The 18,652-nt window shown below is 74.8% G+C and carries 18 protein-coding genes; 10 read left to right on the forward strand and 8 right to left on the reverse strand.

Annotated features, from left to right (window positions below; translation table 11 throughout):
* Positions 1-74: 74 nt before the first annotated feature.
* Positions 75-686 (reverse strand): DUF1684 domain-containing protein, encoded by a 612-nt coding sequence (locus BD833_RS18120; protein ID WP_166534551.1) that lies wholly within the window; start codon positions 684-686, stop codon positions 75-77.
* An 82-nt stretch (positions 687-768) separates the two neighbouring features.
* Here BD833_RS18120 and BD833_RS22785 point away from each other — a divergent pair, with 82 nt between their 5' ends.
* Positions 769-2,274 (forward strand): DUF6779 domain-containing protein, encoded by a 1,506-nt coding sequence (locus tag BD833_RS22785; protein ID WP_208092751.1) that lies wholly within the window; start codon positions 769-771, stop codon positions 2,272-2,274.
* 3 nt (positions 2,275-2,277) lie between these two features.
* Here BD833_RS22785 and BD833_RS18130 read toward each other — a convergent pair whose 3' ends face one another.
* Positions 2,278-3,030: an SDR family oxidoreductase gene (locus tag BD833_RS18130; protein ID WP_166534552.1), complete on the reverse strand. Its 753-nt coding sequence runs from the start codon at positions 3,028-3,030 to the stop codon at positions 2,278-2,280.
* A gap of 313 nt (positions 3,031-3,343) precedes the next feature.
* On the opposite strand from BD833_RS18130, the gene BD833_RS18135 reads away from it, so the two are divergent.
* The 7 genes from BD833_RS18135 to BD833_RS18165 all read left to right on the forward strand — a co-directional run bounded on the left by BD833_RS18135 (position 3,344) and on the right by BD833_RS18165 (position 11,241).
* Entirely contained in the window at positions 3,344-4,288 is a 945-nt protein-coding gene (locus BD833_RS18135; RefSeq protein WP_166534553.1) for a Rossmann-like and DUF2520 domain-containing protein, read from the forward strand.
* Positions 4,285-5,142, forward strand: a complete 858-nt coding sequence (gene panC, locus BD833_RS18140; protein WP_166534554.1) for a pantoate--beta-alanine ligase — start codon at positions 4,285-4,287, stop codon at positions 5,140-5,142. Before BD833_RS18135 ends, panC begins: the two co-directional genes overlap by 4 nt.
* Entirely contained in the window at positions 5,139-5,564 is a 426-nt protein-coding gene (panD, locus tag BD833_RS18145; RefSeq protein ID WP_166534555.1) for an aspartate 1-decarboxylase, read from the forward strand. The genes panC and panD overlap by 4 nt, the downstream gene beginning before the upstream one ends.
* 4 nt (positions 5,565-5,568) lie before the next feature.
* Positions 5,569-6,375, forward strand: a complete 807-nt coding sequence (locus tag BD833_RS18150; protein WP_166534556.1) for a type III pantothenate kinase — start codon at positions 5,569-5,571, stop codon at positions 6,373-6,375.
* Between the two features lie 11 nt (positions 6,376-6,386).
* Positions 6,387-7,907, forward strand: a complete 1,521-nt coding sequence (gene lysS, locus BD833_RS18155) for a lysine--tRNA ligase (protein ID WP_243737779.1) — start codon at positions 6,387-6,389, stop codon at positions 7,905-7,907.
* A gap of 98 nt (positions 7,908-8,005) precedes the next feature.
* A complete protein-coding gene (locus tag BD833_RS18160) occupies positions 8,006-8,407 on the forward strand; it encodes a histone-like nucleoid-structuring protein Lsr2 (protein ID WP_481748700.1) in 402 nt (133 codons plus the stop codon).
* Positions 8,408-8,703: 296 nt separating this feature from the next.
* Positions 8,704-11,241: an ATP-dependent Clp protease ATP-binding subunit gene (locus BD833_RS18165; protein WP_166534557.1), complete on the forward strand. Its 2,538-nt coding sequence runs from the start codon at positions 8,704-8,706 to the stop codon at positions 11,239-11,241.
* 167 nt (positions 11,242-11,408) lie between these two features.
* Here BD833_RS18165 and BD833_RS18170 read toward each other — a convergent pair whose 3' ends face one another.
* Positions 11,409-12,299: an HhH-GPD family protein gene (locus BD833_RS18170; RefSeq protein ID WP_166534558.1), complete on the reverse strand. Its 891-nt coding sequence runs from the start codon at positions 12,297-12,299 to the stop codon at positions 11,409-11,411.
* A 77-nt stretch (positions 12,300-12,376) separates the two neighbouring features.
* Here BD833_RS18170 and BD833_RS18175 point away from each other — a divergent pair, with 77 nt between their 5' ends.
* A complete protein-coding gene (locus tag BD833_RS18175) occupies positions 12,377-13,045 on the forward strand; it encodes a MucR family transcriptional regulator (RefSeq protein WP_166534559.1) in 669 nt (222 codons plus the stop codon).
* 37 nt (positions 13,046-13,082) lie between these two features.
* Here BD833_RS18175 and BD833_RS18180 read toward each other — a convergent pair whose 3' ends face one another.
* From BD833_RS18180 to BD833_RS18195, 4 genes are all read right to left on the reverse strand, one after another.
* Complete coding sequence (locus BD833_RS18180) at positions 13,083-13,586, reverse strand: hypothetical protein (RefSeq protein ID WP_166534560.1); 504 nt, start codon at positions 13,584-13,586, stop codon at positions 13,083-13,085.
* Between the two features lie 3 nt (positions 13,587-13,589).
* Positions 13,590-14,675 (reverse strand): DNA integrity scanning diadenylate cyclase DisA, encoded by a 1,086-nt coding sequence (gene disA, locus BD833_RS18185; RefSeq protein ID WP_166534561.1) that lies wholly within the window; start codon positions 14,673-14,675, stop codon positions 13,590-13,592.
* 114 nt (positions 14,676-14,789) lie between these two features.
* Positions 14,790-16,157, reverse strand: a complete 1,368-nt coding sequence (radA, locus tag BD833_RS18190) for a DNA repair protein RadA (protein ID WP_208092752.1) — start codon at positions 16,155-16,157, stop codon at positions 14,790-14,792.
* A 66-nt stretch (positions 16,158-16,223) separates the two neighbouring features.
* Positions 16,224-16,892, reverse strand: a complete 669-nt coding sequence (locus BD833_RS18195; protein ID WP_166534562.1) for a copper chaperone PCu(A)C — start codon at positions 16,890-16,892, stop codon at positions 16,224-16,226.
* A 225-nt stretch (positions 16,893-17,117) separates the two neighbouring features.
* On the opposite strand from BD833_RS18195, the gene BD833_RS18200 reads away from it, so the two are divergent.
* The gene (locus BD833_RS18200; protein ID WP_166534504.1) at positions 17,118-17,711 is read left to right on the forward strand and encodes a hypothetical protein; all 594 of its coding nucleotides are present in this window, start codon (positions 17,118-17,120) and stop codon (positions 17,709-17,711) included.
* Positions 17,712-17,720: 9 nt separating this feature from the next.
* On the opposite strand, the gene BD833_RS18205 is transcribed toward BD833_RS18200, so the two are convergent.
* Entirely contained in the window at positions 17,721-18,578 is an 858-nt protein-coding gene (locus BD833_RS18205) for a UbiA family prenyltransferase (protein WP_243737780.1), read from the reverse strand.
* Between the last annotated feature and the right edge of the window lie 74 nt (positions 18,579-18,652).

Below are 18,652 nucleotides of genomic sequence, written 5' to 3' on the forward strand. Positions count from 1 at the left end.
CTGGCTCACCTGGTGGGGTCCTGGCTCACCACCGGTGCCGAGCCAGGACCCCTGACGATCAGGTCACCTGATCATCAGGGGCGGTACCAGCCGCCGGGGGGCAGCTGCTCCCCGGCGGGAACCGGGGCGTCGACCCGGTTCCCCTCGGGCGCCAGCGGGCACGACCAGCGCGGGTCGTAGGCGCACGAGGGGTGGTAGGCGAAGTTCAGGTCGACCACCAGCCGGTCGCCGGCGCCGCCGAGGTCCGCTCCCTTCACCGTGTCGAGCAGGTAGCGGCCACCGCCGTACGTGGTGCTCCCGGCGGTGCCGTCGCGCAGCGGCAGGAACACCCCGCCGCCGTAGAGCGCGACCCACCAGACGTCGAGCCGGCCGACGCCGGGCAGCGCGACCGCGCCGATCCGCTCCAGCGGTACCACCCCGTCGGCGGCCGTGGGCACCTCCAGCCGCAGGGCCGCGGCCGGCTCCAGCGCCGGCTCGAAGCGCAGCGCCGGGTCGTAGGGCGCGACGGGCAGCCCGTCGAACGCCGCCCGCGCGGCGGGGTCCAGCGGTGACTGCGGATGCCCGGCGAAGAGCTCGTCGCGCCCGTCCCGCCAGCGGCACCAGCCGGCCTCCGGGTCGGCGCAGCTCCGGACGGTGGCGTGCAGCGCGGCCACGCGGCGGCGCCAGTCGAGCAGCGAGAGGGTCACCGCAGCACTGTGACAGCTATGACCACGGTCGGCACGGGTGCGGCTCCTCCCCGTGAGCGCCACTCGTCGCTACGCTGGTGCCATGCCCCGCCGTGAGGACGACGACGTCGCCCGCGGCCCGGCCACCCCCGGATCCCGTGCCCTGCTCCAGGCGGCCGGTTTCGTGCTGGCCGCCGGCGCCACGCTGGCGGTCTTCCTCACCGACAACGCCCAGCTGTTGCGGGTCGCCGTCGTCGCCGTGGCCTGGGCGTTCGTGCTCGCCACCTTCGCGGCCGGGCGGCGCGGCACCGACCGGGCCCAGGCCGCCGCCCGTGAGGCCGACCTCCGGCGGGCCTACGAGCTGGAGCTCGAGCGGGAGGTCGCGGCCCGCCGCGAGTACGAGCTGGAGCTGGAGAACGAGCTGCGCCGCGAGGCCGAGGGCGCGATGCGGGGCGAGCTCGCCGCCCTGCGCGGCGACCTCGCGGCCCTGGCCGGCCTGCGCGACGAGGTGGCGCGGGTGTCGGGCATGCGGGGCGAGCTCGCCGCGCTCGGCGGCCTGCGGGAGGACGTCGCCCGGGTCGCCGCGCTGCGGGACGACGTCGCCGCGCTCACCGGGATGCGGGACGACGTCGCCGCCCTGACCGGGATGCGGGCGGAGCTGAGCCAGCTCGCCGCGCTCCGCGAGGACATGGGGCGGCTGCGGGCCGAGCTGGCCGAGCAGCTGTCCAGCGAGATGCTGGTCGAGCGGATCGTGATGCGCACCCAGGCCAGCCGGCTGCCGGGGGAGGGCGCCCGCCTGGAGGGCCCGGCCCGCACGCTGGACGCCGGCTACGGCCGCGCCGAGGACTCCCCGCCCCGGGAGCTGACCGGGGGCTGGCCGGCCATCCGGCTGGACGAACCGCGGGAGACGACCCAGCAGTTCGAGCAGGTCCGGGCCAGCAGCTGGTCCACGCAGTCCCCGCCGGTCACCACGGCGTTCCCGCTCGTGCCGCCGGCCCCCGCGCCGGGCCCCGTGCCCCCGCCGGTCCCGGTCCCGCCGCCGGTGGCCGCCCGGCCGCCGGTGCCGCCCCGCCCACCCGCTCCCGAGCCGGCGCGGCCGGCCTTCGGGCGGCACGACCGCGCCGCGGCGCACGAGGACGACCCCTACCTGGGGTCGGCGCCCTCCTGGCGCGCGGCCGCTCCGCCGCCCCCTCCGCCGCCCCCTCCGCCGCCGCCGCCCATGACGGTCGCCTCGCCCGTGGTCACCCCGCCGGCGACCCTTCCGCCGCCGGCCGAACCGCCGCCGTCCCCGCTGGACTGGCTGGCCGCCCGGTCGCTGCTCGACCCGCCCGCGCCCGCCCCGACCGCGGGCGCGCCGCGCCGGCGGCGCGGCGACGACGCCCTGGAGCGGCCGCTCCCGGCCGAGGCCGCCCCGACGACGCAGCGCCCCGCGGTCATGCCGGAGTGGGCGCCGTCGACGCCGGCCGCCGGCGCGCCGGACACCTCCGACCGGCTGGCGCAGATCCTGGCGGAGAACGGCGTCAGCCCGTCCTCCGGCGGGCGCCGCCGGCGCCGGTACCGGGAGGACGGGGAGTCCGACGACGTCCTCGCCCGGGTGCTGGGCCGCTGAGGCCTAGCGGGGGCCGCGCGAGAGCCCGCCGCCGTCGATGACCAGCGTCTGGCCGGTGACCCATCCGGCACCGTCGCCCAGCAGGTAGGCCGCGGCCTCGCCGATGTCCTCCGCGGTGCCGAGCCGGGCCATCGGGTAGGCCTTCGCCACCTCGGCCTCGCGTCCCTCGAACAGGGCGCCGGCGAACTTGGTCTTCACCACCGCCGGGGCCACGGCGTTCACCCGCACCTTCGGCGCCAGCTCCACCGCGAGCTGCGTGGTGAGGTTGATCAGCGCCGCCTTGCTCACGCCGTAGGCACCGATCTCCTGCGATGACCGGAGGCCCGCGACCGAGGCGACGAACAACACCGATCCGCCGTGCTCGGACATCCAGGCCCGCCACGCCTCCTGCACCAGCCCGAGGGCGGCGACGACGTTGGTGTCCAGGATCTTGCGGCAGGCGTCGAGGTCGAGGTCCATCAACGGCCCGTAGGCGGGGTTGATCCCGACGTTGCCGACCAGCACGTCCAGGCTGCCGAACGTCTCGACCGCGGTCCGCACCGCGGCCGCCCGGTGCCCGGCGTCGCCGGCGTTGCCCGCGACGGCCACCGCCACGTCGGAACCGCCCAGCGACTCGACGGCCTCGGCGAGCGCCTCGGGCTTGCGGGCGGTGAGCACCACCCGGGCCCCGCGGTCGACCAGGCTCTTCGCGATGCCCAGGCCGATGCCCCGGCTGCCGCCGGTGACCAGAGCGGTGCGTCCCTCGAACGTGTGCACGTTGCCTCCCTCGCCGATGTGCCGGCCGTCACGGTAGGGCGGGCCCCGGACGCCGCCGCCGCCGGGTCGCCCGGGGCGGCGTGAGCCACGACACAGGGCGCGGGCGTTGCGGGGCGGCGCACACTGGACACACACTCGCCACCGGCTCGACGCCCGCGTGACACACCCGGTCGCAGCGGACGCCGGCCACCGCACCACCGCACCACCGCACCACCGCACCACCGCACCACCGCACGGCCCATCGCGATCTCCGCTGGTGGAGATCGCGCCCGACGTCCGGTACCCGCCAGGGACTGGAACGAGAGGTGCACCGATGCCTGCTGCCCGCAGGACCGTCCGCGCCGCCGGCCTCCCGGCGGCGTCCTCCGCCCCCGCCCGCCTGCGCGTCGGCGTGATCGGCGCCGGCCGCGTCGGCGCCGTCCTGGGCGCGGCCCTCGCTGCCGCCGGCCACGACGTGGTCGCCGCCTCCGGCGTCTCCGCCGCCTCCGCCGAGCGCGCCGCCCGGCTGCTGCCGGGCGTTCCCCTCGTCCCCGCGGACGAGGTCGTGGCCGCCGCCGACCTCGTCGTCCTCGCCGTGCCCGACGACACGCTCTCCGGCCTGGTGTCCGGCCTGGCCGGCACCGGGGCCTGGCGGGCCGGCCAGCTGGCCTTCCACACCTCCGGCGCGCACGGCCTGGCGGTGCTGGACCCGGCACGGGACGCCGGGGTGCTCGCGCTGGCCCTGCACCCGGCCATGACCTTCTCCGGCGCCCCCGAGGACGCCGACCGGCTCGCCGGCGCCCCGTTCGGGGTCACCAGCCGCCCCGAGCACCGCCCGGTCGCCGAGACGCTGGTGCTGGAGATGGGCGGCGAGCCCTTCGTCGTCGCCGAGGAGGACCGCGGGCTGTACCACGCGGCGCTGGTCACCGGCGCGAACCACCTGGTCACGCTGGTGGCCGAGGCGGCCGACCTGCTGCGCACCGCCGGGGTGGGCGAGCCGGCCCGGGTGCTGGCCCCGCTGCTCACCGCGGCGCTGGACAACGGGCTGCGCCGCGGCGACCGCGGGCTGACCGGTCCGGTCAGCCGGGGCGACGCCGGCACCGTCGCCCAGCACCTGACCACCCTCGCCGAGCGGGCGCCGGAGTCGGTGGCCACCTACGTCGCCATGGCGCAGCGCACCGCCGAGCGCACGCTCGCCGCGGGCCGGCTCCGGGCGCACGAGGCCGCCCCGCTGCTGGACCTGCTGGCGGCGGCCCGCACCGGGACCCTCCTCCGGTGAGCACCGTCCGCGTGCTGCCCGCGGTCGCCGAGTCCGCCGCCGAGCTGCGCGCCCTCGTCGACGCGCTGCCCGGCCCGGTCGCCCTCGTGCCGACCATGGGCGCGCTGCACGAGGGGCACCGCACCCTCGTCCGGGCCGCCCGGGAGCGCGCCGGCAGCGTCGTCGTCTCCGTGTTCGTGAACCCGACCCAGTTCGGGCCCGGTGAGGACTTCGACCGGTACCCCCGCACCTGGGACGCCGACCTCGCCGCCCTGGCCGAGGAGGGCGCGGACGTGGTCTTCCACCCGCCGGTGGAGGAGGTGTACCCGCCCGGAGCCGTGGGGGTGACCGTCGACCCCGGCCCGCTCGGCGGGGTGCTGGAGGGTGCGGTGCGCCCCGGCCACTTCGCCGGCGTGCTCACCGTCGTCGCGAAGCTGTTCGGCCTGGTCCGCCCCGATCTCGCGCTGTTCGGCGAGAAGGACTACCAGCAGCTCACGCTGATCCGGGCGATGGCCCGCGAGCTGGCCCTGGGGGTGGAGGTCGTCGGTGTGCCCACCGTCCGGGAGGACGACGGCATGGCGCTGTCCAGCCGCAACCGCTACCTCTCCCCGGAAGAGCGGGGGCGGGCCGCGGCGTTGCACCGGGCACTGCGCGCGGGCGCGGACGCCGGCCCCCGTGGCGCCGACGCCGTCCTCTCCGCCGCCCGTGCGGTGCTGGCCGAGGTGCCCGACCTGGTTCAGGACTACCTGGAACTCACCGATACCGACCTGGGACCGGCGCCGGCCGCCGGCCCCGCCCGACTGCTCGTCGCCGTCCGCGCCGGCAGCACCCGACTCCTCGACAACGCCCCGATCACGCTGGGAGAGCCCCGATGATGCGCACGATGCTGAAGTCCAAGATCCACCGTGCGACGGTCACCCAGGCCGACCTGCACTACGTGGGCTCGGTGACCGTCGACGAGGACCTCCTGGACGCCGCCGACCTGATCCCCGGCGAGCAGGTCGCCATCGTCGACATCACCAACGGCGCGCGGCTGGAGACCTACGTCATCCCCGGTGAGCGGGGCAGCCGGGTCATCGGGATCAACGGCGCCGCCGCGCACCTGGTGCACCCCGGCGACATGGTCATCCTGATCAGCTACGGCCTGATGGACGAGACCGAGGCCAAGAGCTACATCCCCAAGGTCGTGCACGTGGACGGCGACAACCGGATCGTCGAGCTGGGCGGTGACCCGTCGGCCCCCGTGCCGGGCGCTCCCGACCAGCGGCGCAGCGATCTGGGCGTGCCGGTCCGGTGACCCCGTGCTGCTGACCGTCGACGTCGGCAACAGCCAGACCGTCCTCGCCACCTTCGACGGCGACCGCCGGGTCGGCACCTGGCGGGTGACCACCGCGCCGCGCGCCACCGCCGACGAGCTGCGGATGCTGTGGCGGGGGCTGCTCCGCGACACCGAGGTCACCGGCGTCGCCGCCTGCTCCACCGTGCCGGCGCTGCTGCCGGCGCTGCGCCAACTGCTCGACTCCCTCGAGGTCCCGGTCGTGCTGATCGGGCCGGGGGTGCGCACCGGCGTCCCGCTGCATGTGGACAACCCGCGCGAGGTGGGCGCCGACCGCGTCGTCACCGCCCTGGCCGCCGCCGAGATGTTCGGCCGGGCCGCCGACGGCAGCCGCCGCCCGGTCGTCGTCGTCGACTTCGGCACCTCGACCAACGTCGACGCCGTGGGTCCGGCCGGGCAGTTCCTGGGCGGCGCGCTGGCCCCCGGGCTGGAGGTCAGCCTGGACGCCCTGGCCAACCGGGCGGCCCAGCTGCGCTCGGTCGAGCTCACCTGCCCGCCGCAGGCGATCGGCAAGAACACCGTGGCGGCGCTGCAGTCGGGGCTGGTGCTCGGGTTCGCCGGCCTGGTCGACGGGCTGGTGAGCCGGATCGCGGCCGAGATCGTCGCCCAGTTCGGCACCGCGCCGGTCGTCGTCGCCACCGGCGGGCTGGCCCCGCTGGTCGTCGACAGCTGCCGGACGATCGGGGAGCGCGAGCCGGACCTGACGGTGCACGGCCTGCGGCTGGCCTTCGAGCGGCAGCAGGCCGCCGAGCGGCGGGTGGGCGCCCCGTAGGCTCGGGCCCCGTGAGCGAAGGACCGAACGGCCACGGCAACGGCGACGACGGCAGCGAGGAGCTGCCCGAGCAGATGCGCGTCCGCCGCGCCAAGCTCGACCGGCTGCGCGAGTCCGGCGTCGACCCGTACCCGGTCGGCGTCCCCCGCACCGCCACCCTGGCCGAGGTGCGGGCCGCGCACCCGGACCTCGAGCCGGACACCATGACCGGCAGCCGGGTGGGGGTCACCGGCCGGGTGATCTTCGTCCGGAACACCGGCAAGCTGTGCTTCGCCACCCTCCGCGAGGGCGACGCCGAGCTCCAGGTGATGCTCTCCCGCGACCGGGTCGGCGAGGAGCCACTGGCGGCCTGGAAGTCCGACGTCGACCTCGGAGACCACGTCTTCGCCGAGGGCGAGGTCGGCACCTCCCGCCGCGGCGAGCTCTCGGTGTTCGCCGACTCCTGGCAGCTCACCGCCAAGGCGCTGCGGCCGCTGCCGGTCGCGCACAAGCCGATGAGCGAGGAGCTGCGGGTCCGCCGCCGCTACGTCGACCTGATCGTCCGCGACGAGGCCCGGCGCACGGTGCACCAGCGGTCCACGGTGATGCGCACGCTGCGGGCCGGGCTGACGTCCCGCAGCTTCCTCGAGGTCGAGACGCCGATGCTGCAGACCGTCCACGGGGGCGCCGCCGCCCGGCCGTTCCGCACCCACATGAACGCCTTCGACCTCGACCTCTACCTGCGCATCGCGCCCGAGCTGTTCCTCAAGCGGTGCATCGTCGGTGGCCTGGAGCGGGTGTTCGAGATCAACCGCAACTTCCGGAACGAGGGTGCGGACAGCTCGCACTCGCCGGAGTTCGCCATGCTCGAGGCGTACGCGGCCTACTGGGACTACCAGACCATGGCCCGGATGACGCAGGAGCTGGTGCAGGAGTGCTGCACCGCGCTCTTCGGCGACCACGTCGCCCGGCACCACGACGGCACCGAGCTGGACCTCTCCGGGGAGTGGCCGCAGCTGTCGCTCTACGCGGCGGTGTCGGAGGCGGCGGGGGAGGAGATCACCCCGCAGACGCCGGTGGCGCAGCTGCGGGCCGTCGCGGAGCGGCACGACATCGGGGTCGACCCGGCCTGGCTGCCGGGCAAGGTGGTCGAGGAGATCTTCGAGGCGCTGGTCCAGCACACCCTGCAGTCGCCGACGTTCGTCATCGACTACCCCGTGGACACCTCACCCCTGACCCGCGCCCACCGGTCGGAGCCGGGCAAGGCGGAGAAGTGGGACCTCTACATCGGCGGGATCGAGCAGGGCACCGCCTACTCCGAGCTGGTCGACCCGGTGGCGCAGCGGGAGCGGTTCACCGCGCAGGCCCGGTTGGCGGCCGCCGGCGATCCCGAGGCGATGGCGCTGGACGAGGACTTCCTCGAGGCGCTCGAGTACGGAATGCCGCCCACCGGGGGACTGGGTTTCGGGATGGACCGCCTGATGATGACACTGACCGGGCTCGGAATTCGCGAGACCATCCTGTTCCCTCTGGTCAGGCCAATCAGTTCCTGAACAGATCCGTAACTGTGGCGCCAGCACAATGGGTGAAACCTGCACGACCATTACCGAATAGCAGTTGCTTGTGCTCTAATGGTCCTCGCACCCGTCGGGTGTTGTTTCCGACCGGCTTCCGGGCCACAGCGAAAAGCGAGGAACGAATGGCGCGCAAGGTCCAGGTCATCCTGAGCGACGACCTCGACGAGAATCTCCCGGCCGACGAGACCGTGAGCTTTGCGCTCGACGGCACGTCGTACGAGATCGATCTCGCGGAGAAGAACGCCGCGGAGCTGCGTGACGCGTTCGCCCGCTATGTCTCGGCGGCCCGCAAGGTCGGCCGCGGCGCGGGGCGCGCGTCCGGTGGGGGCCGTTCCCGGGCGACCGGTGGCGGTGGCCGCATGGACCGCGAGCAGGCCGGCGCGATCCGCGACTGGGCCCGCAAGAACGGCCACGCGGTCAGCGACCGCGGCCGCATCCCGGCCAGCGTCGTCGAGGCCTACGAGGCCGCGCACTGACGTAGGACCGCACCACTCCGACGACGGCCCGGTTCCCCGATGGGGAGCCGGGCCGTCGGCGTCCTCCGGGTCGGCACGCCGCCGTCCGCTCACGGCGTAACGGGAGAGGAACAGCACCACGGGCGGGGTCGTTGGACCGGACAGCCATCCACCGCCTCGTCGGACGACGACGGGACGGCGTGGTCCGCGACTACAGTGGAAAGACCGGTGCCCCCGCGCGCCGACGGACGTCGGGTGCCTCTCCCCATCTCCGGGGAGAGCAGTGCCGGACCAGCCGGTCAGAGGAGAAGCAGCAGATGTTCGAACGGTTCACCGACCGAGCCCGTCGAGTCGTCGTCCTGGCCCAAGAAGAGGCCCGGATGCTCAACCACAACTACATCGGCACCGAGCACATCCTCCTGGGCCTGATCCACGAGGGTGAGGGCGTCGCCGCCAAGGCCCTGGAGTCCCTCGGCATCTCGCTCGAGGGCGTCCGCCAGCAGGTCGAGGAGATCATCGGACAGGGCCAGCAGGCGCCGTCCGGTCACATCCCCTTCACCCCGCGGGCGAAGAAGGTCCTGGAGCTCTCGCTGCGCGAGGCCCTCCAGCTCGGTCACAACTACATCGGCACCGAGCACATCCTGCTCGGCCTGATCCGCGAGGGCGAGGGCGTCGCCGCCCAGGTGCTCGTGAAGCTGGGCGCCGACCTCAACCGCGTCCGCCAGCAGGTCATCCAGCTGCTCTCGGGTTACCAGGGCAAGGAGCCGGCCGCGGCCGGCGGCCCCGCCGAGGGCACCCCGTCGACCTCGCTGGTGCTCGACCAGTTCGGCCGGAACCTCACCCAGGCCGCTCGCGACCAGAAGCTCGACCCGGTCATCGGGCGGGCCAAGGAGATCGAGCGGGTCATGCAGGTGCTGTCCCGCCGCACCAAGAACAACCCCGTCCTCATCGGCGAGCCCGGCGTCGGCAAGACCGCCGCCGTCGAGGGGCTGGCGCAGGCCATCGTCAAGGGCGAGGTGCCCGAGACGCTCAAGGACAAGCAGCTCTACACCCTCGACCTCGGCGCCCTGGTCGCCGGTTCCCGTTACCGCGGTGACTTCGAGGAGCGGCTGAAGAAGGTCCTCAAGGAGATCCGCACCCGCGGCGACATCATCCTGTTCATCGACGAGATCCACACCCTCGTCGGGGCGGGTGCCGCCGAGGGCGCGATCGACGCCGCCAGCATCCTCAAGCCGATGCTGGCCCGTGGCGAGCTGCAGACCATCGGCGCCACCACGCTGGACGAGTACCGCAAGCACCTGGAGAAGGACGCGGCGCTCGAGCGCCGCTTCCAGCCCATCCAGGTCAGCGAGCCGACCCTCGCCCACACCGTGGAGATCCTGAAGGGCCTGCGCGACCGGTACGAGGCGCACCACCGGATCAGCATCACCGACAGCGCCCTCGTGGCCGCGGCGACGCTGGCCGACCGGTACATCTCCGACCGCTTCCTGCCGGACAAGGCGATCGACCTGATCGACGAGGCCGGTGCCCGGATGCGGATCAAGCGGATGACCGCTCCGCCGGACCTGCGCGAGTTCGACGACAAGATCGCCGGCGTCCGCCGCGAGAAGGAGTCGGCGATCGACGCGCAGGACTTCGAGAAGGCCGCCTCCCTGCGCGACACGGAGAAGCAGCTGCTGGGCGAGAAGGCCGAGCGCGAGAAGCAGTGGAAGGCCGGCGACATGGACGTCGTCGCCGAGGTCGACGACGAGCAGATCGCCGAGGTGCTGGCCAACTGGACCGGCATCCCCGTCTTCAAGCTGACCGAGGAGGAGACCTCGCGTCTGCTCCGCATGGAGGACGAGCTGCACAAGCGCATCATCGGCCAGGAAGAGGCCATCAAGAGCGTCTCCCAGGCGATCCGGCGTACGCGGGCGGGCCTCAAGGACCCGCGCCGTCCCGGCGGTTCGTTCATCTTCGCCGGCCCCTCGGGTGTCGGTAAGACGGAGCTGGCCAAGGCGCTCGCGCAGTTCCTCTTCGGTGAGGACGACGCGCTGATCCAGATCGACATGGGCGAGTTCCACGACAAGTTCACCGTGTCCCGCCTGGTCGGTGCGCCTCCCGGTTACGTCGGTTACGACGAGGGTGGTCAGCTGACCGAAAAGGTGCGGCGCAAGCCGTTCTCGGTGGTCCTGTTCGACGAGATCGAGAAGGCGCACGCAGATGTGTTCAACACGCTGCTGCAGGTTCTCGAGGACGGCCGGCTCACCGATGGTCAGGGCCGGATCGTGGACTTCAAGAACACGATCCTGATCCTCACCACGAACCTCGGTACGCGGGACATCTCGAAGGCCGTCGGTCTCGGATTCCAGGCGGGTAACGACGACCAGTCGAACTACGACCGGATGAAGCTGAAGGTCAACGAGGAGCTCAAGCAGCACTTCCGGCCAGAGTTCCTCAACCGCATCGACGACATCGTCGTGTTCCACCAGCTGACCGAGAACGAGATCATCCAGATCGTCGACCTCATGCTGGCCCGGCTGGAGACCCAGCTGAAGAACAAGGACATGGCGATCGAGGTGACCCCGGCGGCGAAGAAGCTGCTGGCGACCCGCGGGTTCGACCCCGTCCTGGGTGCCCGGCCGCTGCGCCGGACCATCCAGCGCGAGATCGAGGACACGCTGTCGGAGAAGATCCTCTACGGCGACCTGGCCAGCGGCCAGATCATCGTGGTCGACGTCGACGACGCCGAGGGTCCCGCGCAGAAGTTCACCTTCCGCGGTGAGCCGAAGCCGCTCGACCTGCCCGACACCCCGCCGGTGGCCCTCTCGGGCGCCGAGGGTGACGACGAGGGCCCGGCGGCAGCCGCCGAGTGACCCGCTAGCACCGACGACAGGGCCGCTCCCACCGCGAGGTGGGGGCGGCCCTGTCGTCTGTCGTCCTCCGGACGACACCGCGGCCAACGGCCGTCCCCTGTGCCGCTGAGCCGTTTCGTCCTGCCTGCGCGGACCTCTCCGAGGCCCACTCGGCACGAGTGCAGTGGCTACGTGGGCAGGGTGAACAGGCCGTCGGAGGTCTGCTCGACCAGGCCGTCGGTGAGCAGGGAGTCCAGGCACCGTGCCCGCTGCGCCGCGTCGTCCCAGGCCGGCTCCAGCGCCGCGGCGTCCACCGGCTGCTCCGCGGCGCGCAGGACGTCGAGCAGCCGGCCGCGCACCTGGCGGTCGGTACCGGTGAACGTCTGCACCCGCCGGGCCGGGCCCTCGTGCGCCGGGTACCCGGCCAGCCGCCAGGCGCACAGGTCGCGCACCGGGCAGGCGCCGCACCGCGGTGTCCGCGCCACGCACACCAGCGCGCCGAGCTCCATCACCGCCACCGAGAACCGCACGGCGCGGGCGTCGTCCCGCGGGGCCAGCGCGCTGATGTCGGCGAGGTCCGATGCCCGGGCGGGCGCGGCCTCCGCGCGGCCGTGCACCAGCCGGGCGACGACCCGGCGCACGTTGGTGTCCACGACGGGCTGCCGTTGCCCGTGGCCGAAGCAGGCCACCGCGCGCGCCGTGTAGGTACCGACGCCGGGCAGCGCCTGGAGGGCGGCGACGTCGTCGGGCACCGCGCCGCCGTGCCGCTCGGTGACGGCGATCGCGGCCTCCCGCAGCCGCAGGGCCCGCCGGGGGTAGCCGAGCTTGCCCCACGCGCGGATGACCTCACCCGGCGGCGTGGCGGCCAGGGCAGCCGGGGTGGGCCAGCGGTCCATCCACGCCCGCCACACGGGCTCCACGCGGGCCACGGGCGTCTGCTGCAGCATCACCTCGCTGACCAGGACCGCCCACGGATCGACGCCCGGCGTGCGCCAGGGCAGGTCGCGGGCAGCCGTGGCATACCAGTCGACGATCACCTCGCCGGCCGGACCGGAGAGGCGGGGGGAGGGGCTGGTCACGGGCAGCCAGTGTGCCCGCCCGGCGGCGCGGCGTGCCGAGGGGAGGTGCACCGAGCGGGGCGGCTAGCGTTCCCCGGGTGTTGCACCCGGTCGGTCCGCTTCCCGCTGCCGTCTACTGGCGGCGCCGGCTGGTCGTGCTGGTGGTGCTCCTGGCCGTCCTGGGTGGGTCGGGCTGGCTCCTCGTGGCCCTGATCGGAGACCGCGACGGCGCGGCCGCCGCGACCGGTACGGCGCGGCCCTCGGAGACGCCGGCCCTGGAGCGGGTCGTGCCCACGGTGTCCGAGGTGCGGACCCCGGCGACCACTCCGCCCGCGCCGGTCGTGGTGAGCGAGCCGACGCCGACCGGGCCCGCGCCCGGTGGCCCGTGCACCGACGACATGATCGACCTCTCGGTGCGCACGCCGGGGCAGGTCGCGGTGGGGAGCAAGCCGACCTTCGAGCTGGTCGTCGTCAACACCTCGGCGGTGCCGTGCGTGCGGCCGCTGGACAAGCAGGTGCAGGAGCTGGTGATGGTCGACGCGGCCGGCACGCGGGTCTGGGGCAGCAACGACTGCTTCCCGGAGACCAGCAGCGACCAGCGGACGCTCGCGCCGGGGGAGACGGTGGTGCTGCCGCTGGTCTGGGGCGGGCTCACGAGCGAGCCGACCTGCACCGCCCCGCGGGTGACGCCGGCTCCGGGGGCGTACACGGTGCGCGGCCGGCTGGACACGAAGGTCTCCGGCGACGCCCCGATCGTCGTCGGCTGAGGCGCCGGAGCGGTCCACCGGTCGGTCGGCCGTGTGGCTACCTGCCGCGTCGGGAGGCCCGGTCGTCGGGGGGCGGGTCGCCGGCGAGCCATTCGTGCATCGGGCGGTATGCCTCCTCCGGCACGCGGCGGAGGAGGACGACCGTCGCGACGAGGAAGACCAGCACGGAGAACGCCACGTAGGTGTCGGTCTGCGCCTGGAACTCCGCGGCGTCTGCCACGTTCCCGCGGCGGAACGGCACCGCCCACAGGAAGCAGACCGCCGCGACCAGGAGCCAGCTCAGCACCGGTCCCATGGCCGCGGGGCGCCTCTGGGGGGAGAGCAGCTTCAGGGCCGGGGCGGCGGCCGCCGCGCCGACCACCGCGCCGAGGATCCCCTGGAAGACGTCGGACCGCCCGGCCAGGAGCGGGCCGAGGACCGCCCACGAGAGGTGTGCGAGACCGACCCCCACGGCAACCAGGGCCAGCATGGCCAGGACGGCCACCAACCGCGGGGACCCTCCCGTGTGGTGCTCCACGTCGTTGCGCTCTCGTCGTCCCACGGCTCAGCTGTACCGGTCGAGGATCGAGGTCTCGGCCAGCCGGGACAGCCCCTCGCGGATGCCCCGGGCCCGGGCCTCCCCGACGCCCTCCACCGACAGCAGGTCCTCGATCGTGGCGGCCAGCAGCTTCTGGAGGCCGCCGAAGTGGTCCACGAGGCGGTCGATGATCCCGGCCGGCAGCCGGGGCACCCGGGCGAGCAGCCGGTACCCACGAGGGCTGACGGGCGAGTCCAGCGCGTCGGGCGACGTCGGCAGCCCGTAGCAGCGGGCGACCGCGGAGAGGTCCAGCAGCTCCGTGGCGGTCAGTGCGCGCAGGTCGGTGAGGACCTGGTCGATCGTGCGCGGACGCCGGCCGTTCGCGGGCAGGTAGTCGCGGACCAGGAGGCCGCGGTCCTCCTCCACGCCGGCCAGCATCTCGTCGAGCTGGAGCGCGAGCAGCCGCCCGTCGGTGCCGAGCTCGACGACGAAGCCCTCGATCTCGTCGGCGATGCGCCGCACCATCTCCAGCCGCTGGCTCACGCTCATCGCGTCGCGCACGGTGACGAGGTCCTCGATCTCCAGCGCCGACAGCGTGCTGGCGACCTCGTCGAGGCGCAGCTTGTAGCGCTCCAGGGCGGCCAGGGCCTGGTTGGCGCGGGCCAGGATCGTGGTCGGGTGCTCGAGGGTGTAGCGGCGGCCCGCCACGTACACGCTGATGATGTGCATCGACTGGCTCACCGAGATGACCGGGAAGCCGGTCTGCACCGCCACCCGCTCCGCGGTGCGGTGCCGGGTGCCCGACTCCTCGGTGGGCACCGTGGGGTCGGGCATGAGGTGCACGCCGGCGCGCACGATCCGGGTGCCGTCGTAGGAGACGATCACCGCGCCGTCCATCTTGGCCAGTTCCCGGAGCCGGGTGGCGGAGAGGGCGACGTCGAGGGCGAACCCGCCGGTGCAGATCGACTCGACCACCCGGTCGTAGCCCAGCACGATCAGGGCGCCGGTGCGGCCGGCCAGGATGCGCTCGAGGCCGTCGCGCAGTGCGGTACCTGGGGCGATGCGGCCGAGGAGTTCGCGCAGGGCGATCTCGGGGTCCACAGCGGCGGGCACGAGCGCTCCTGACGGTCGAGTGGTGCGGCGGCTGAGTCTACGTGCCGGGGTGCCGGCCGCGGCAGGCTCGGGTGTGGACAACCGCGAGGGCCGGCGTTACGAAACCTTACGGGCTCAGAAGAGGCGGTGGAAGGCCGCACCGAGGTCGGGGACCTCGATCAGCCGCATGCCGGCAGGAGCGGAGCCGGCGTCCGGCGGCACGAGCGCCGTCCGGTACCCCTGCCGGGCCGCCTCCGCCAGCCGCCGCCCGGTGCCCCCGACCCGGCGGATCTCACCGGAGAGGCCCACCTCGCCGAGCGCGACCAGGCCGGGCGGGAGCGGGGTGTCCTTCGCCGCGGAGGCGATCGCCAGGGCGAGCGCCAGGTCGGCGGCGGGCTCGGCGATCCGCACACCGCCGACGGAGGCGGCGAAGACGTCGGCATCGGCCAGCTTCACCCGGCCGCGCCGCTCGACCACCGCGTTCACCATGGCCACCCGCTGCGAGTCCAGCCCGCTCACCGCCCGCCGGGGTGACCCGCCTCCGCCCGCGGTGGCGACCAGCGCCTGGACCTCGGCCAGCAGCGGCCGGCTGCCCTCCAGCGTGACGGTGACGCAGCTGCCGGGAACCGGGTCCGCCCGCCGGGACACGAACAGCGCCGACGGGTCGGGTACGCCCACGACGCCGCTGTCGCCGATCTCGAAGCAGCCGATCTCGTCGGCCGGCCCGAACCGGTTCTTCGTGGCCCGCACCATGCGGAGGGTGGAGTGCCGCTCGCCGTCGAAGGAGACGACGACATCGACCAGGTGCTCGAGGGCGCGGGGGCCGGCGATGGCGCCGTCCTTGGTGACGTGGCCGACCAGGATGGTCGTCATGCCGCGGGTCTTGGCCACCCCGGTCAGCGCCGACGCGACGGCCCGCACCTGGGTGGCGCCGCCGTCGGTGCCCTCCACGGCCGGCGACCGGACGGTCTGCACGCTGTCGAGCACCAGCAGGGAGGGGTTGACCGCCTCGACGTGGGCCAGCACCGCGGACAGCTCGGTCTCGGCCGCGAGGTACAGCTGCTCGTGCAGCGCGCCGATCCGCTCCGCGCGCAGCCGCACCTGGCCGGCCGACTCCTCGCCCGACACGACCAGCGCGGGGCCGTTGGCGGCGGCCACGCGGTGCGCCACCTCCAGCAGCAGGGTGGACTTCCCGACGCCGGGCTCCCCGGCGACCAGCAGGACGGCGCCGGGCACCAGCCCGCCACCGAGGACCCGGTCGAACTCCGGGATGCCGGTCGGGACGGCGCGCGCGCCGGCGAGCTCGACCTGCGCGATGGGGCGGGCCGGGGCGGTCACCTGGCCGGCGGAGACGGCGCGGAGGCCGGTGGCCGGGGCGCCGGTCTCCTGGAGGGTGCCCCACGCCTGGCACTCGGGGCAGCGGCCGACCCACTTGGCCGAGGCGTAGCCGCACTCGGTGCAGCGGTGGGCGGGACGAGCTGACTTCACTCCGGCGGCTGGCACGCCCGCGACGCTAGCCGCGGGTGCCGACAGTTCCGGGAGACGCGCCCCCGGCCGGTGGCCCGGAGGTCAGTTCGACGTGCCGCCGGAGACCTCGACCTGCTCCTGCGGGGACTCCTCGCCGGTGCCCGCCTCCTCCTCGTGGTGGAAGTCGAAGCTCTCGCCGCGCTCCACCTCCTCCTCGGGCGTCGTCACCACGGCGCGCGTGGTGACCTCTCCGGCGTTCTCGAAGGTGAGGGTGAGCTCCAGGGCCTGCCCCGGGGTGAGGGGCTCGTCGAGGCCGGCCAGCGTGATGGTCCCGCCGCCCTCGCCGAAGAACACGGCCGTGCCGGCCGGGATCTCCACCTCGTCCGCCCCGGCGGCGGTGCCGGTCCCGTCGCTGCTGGTCCCGGTGCCGGTGTCGGGCCGGCTCGGCCCGGTGGAGGGGCTGGCGCCCGCGGGGCTGAGGACGGCCTCGTCGAAGCCCTCGCCGGAGACCCCGGTCAGCGTGTCGTCCTCGATGCCGGTGTTGACGATCGCGAGCTGCAGCGTGGCGTCGTCACCCGCCTCGTAGATGCCGTCCTCGGGGTAGGCCAGCGTGATGGCGCGCAGGGTGAGGTCGCCGACCTCCGCCATGGCGCCCACCTTGTCCCGCTGCTGCGTGGCGGTCTGCGTGACCTGCCCGGCGCTGCACGCGGAGAGGGCGATCGGGGAAAGGAGCAGAACGCCCGTCGTGGCGGCGCGCAGAGCGCGGTTCACAGCTGTCGACCTCCAGCAGGACCGTGCCGGCCACCGGGGATCGGTGGCGCGGAGACACCCGGGAGCCTATCTGCCGCTCCGGTGGGGCGCCCGGAGGGCGAGCTCCGCCGCCGCGCGTCCCCCTTCCGGGGAGTCGTCCTCCAGCCGGGGGCCGAGGCTGCCGACGAGGAGGAGAGGCCGGTCGCGGCCGTGGCGCGCCCGTGGGCGCAGTGGGGAAGTGGTCGCGTGATCCTGTCCGTGCTCGTCAGCAAGGCGCTCTCCGCCGGGCTCGTCACCAAGACCGCCGCCGGCGCGGGCGCGGCCATCGTGGCCGTCACCGGGGCCGGGGCGGCCGACGTCCTGCCCGCACCGGTGCAGGACACGGTCGCCGTCGTGGTCGAGGAGGTCACCCCGCTCGAGCTCCCGGACTCCGGTGACGTGGCGCCGGTCGAGGCGCCGGTCGAGGCGCCGGTCGAGAGCCCGGTCGATGAGCCGGCCGGCGATCCGGTCGAGGAGGCTCCCGAGGAGCCCGTGCCGGCCGTCCCCGAGCCGGTGGAGGAGCCCGTGCAGCCGGCCGGCGAGCCGTTCGGCGCGCGGGTCAGCGAGGCCGCCCGGGACGGCGGCGTCGACGGCGCGCAGGTGTCCGGCTGGGCGCACGAGCGCAACGCGCAGCGGGCGGCCGACCGGGCCGCCGGGCCGGTCACCGAGGACGTCGAGGCCCCGGTGACGTCGGACGAGCCCGCGGCGGAGCCGGCCGGCGGTGGCAACGGCGGAGGCGACGGCGGAGGCGACGGCGGAGGCAAGGGCAACGGCGGGGGCGGCGGTCGCGGGAAGGGCTGACGCAGGCCCTCAGGACAGGGCGGCCCCGCCGGCCAGCAGCAGGACGACGTCGAGCACGGTCAGCAGCATCACCGCCGGGAACGCGAGCCGCCGGAACCGCGGGGTGCCGGCGAGCGCGGCCACTGCGGCGGCCGGCACGGCCAGCCCGAGCGCGGCCCACCCGGTCGGCGCGGGCGGGCCCGCCGGGCCCAGCACGAGCACCAGGGACGCCGCAGCGAGCAGGAGTGCCCCCGCCACGGCGGAGGTGCGCGCCCCGAGCCGGTGGGGGAGGCCGCGCACCCCGGTGGCGAGGTCGTCCTCCAGGTCGGGCGCGACGTTCGCCAGGTGGGCGGCCCCGCCGAGGGCGGCGCCCGCCGCGACGAGCCACCACGGGGCCGCCGCGTCCCCCGGGGCGGCGGCCACCACCCCCGCGGGGAGGGCGCCGAACCCGACGACGTAGCCGGCGCCGGACCAGACGGTCCGCTTCAGGCCGGCGTTGTAGGCCCAGCCGCTGGCGACGAGGAGCAGCAGGAGCAGCCCGGGCACCAGTCCCAGGAGCAGGGAGAGGACGGTCGCCGTCCCGGCCGCCAGGAGCGCCGCCCGGCGCAGCGTGCCGGGGGAGACGGCGCCCTGCACCACGGGCTTGTCCGGACGTGCGACGGCCCGGTCGCGATCGGCGTCCAGCCAGTCGTTGCTCCAGCCGATGGACGCCTGACCTGCGAGGACGGCGGCGCAGAGCAGCGCGGTGCGGCCGGCCGGGACGTCGGCGGCGACCGCCAGCAGGGTGGCCACCGCGGTGACCGCCGCCGCCGGGCCCGGGTGGGTGGCGAGCACGAGCGCCCGGGTCGTGGCCACCGGCCGGATGGCCTCCGAGGGCACACCGATCACGCTCTGTCAACCCCTCCGGCCTCATCGACCAGCCCGCTGACCTGCAGATTTACTGCCCGGCTCCGATCCGTTGA

Origin of the sequence: Blastococcus xanthinilyticus (assembly GCF_008124835.1) — a bacterium.
In the GTDB taxonomy this organism is placed as follows: Bacteria; Actinomycetota; Actinomycetes; order Mycobacteriales; family Geodermatophilaceae; genus Blastococcus; species Blastococcus xanthinilyticus.

Excerpts from the sequence above, each read along its gene's own strand:
- BD833_RS22785 (WP_208092751.1), top strand. The coding sequence starts at position 769 with ATGCCCCGCCGTGAGGACGACGACGTCGCCCGCGGCCCGGCCACCCCC.
- BD833_RS18135 (WP_166534553.1), top strand. The coding sequence starts at position 3,344 with ATGCCTGCTGCCCGCAGGACCGTCCGCGCCGCCGGCCTCCCGGCGGCG.
- panD (WP_166534555.1), top strand. The coding sequence starts at position 5,139 with ATGATGCGCACGATGCTGAAGTCCAAGATCCACCGTGCGACGGTCACC.
- BD833_RS18165 (WP_166534557.1), top strand. The coding sequence starts at position 8,704 with ATGTTCGAACGGTTCACCGACCGAGCCCGTCGAGTCGTCGTCCTGGCC.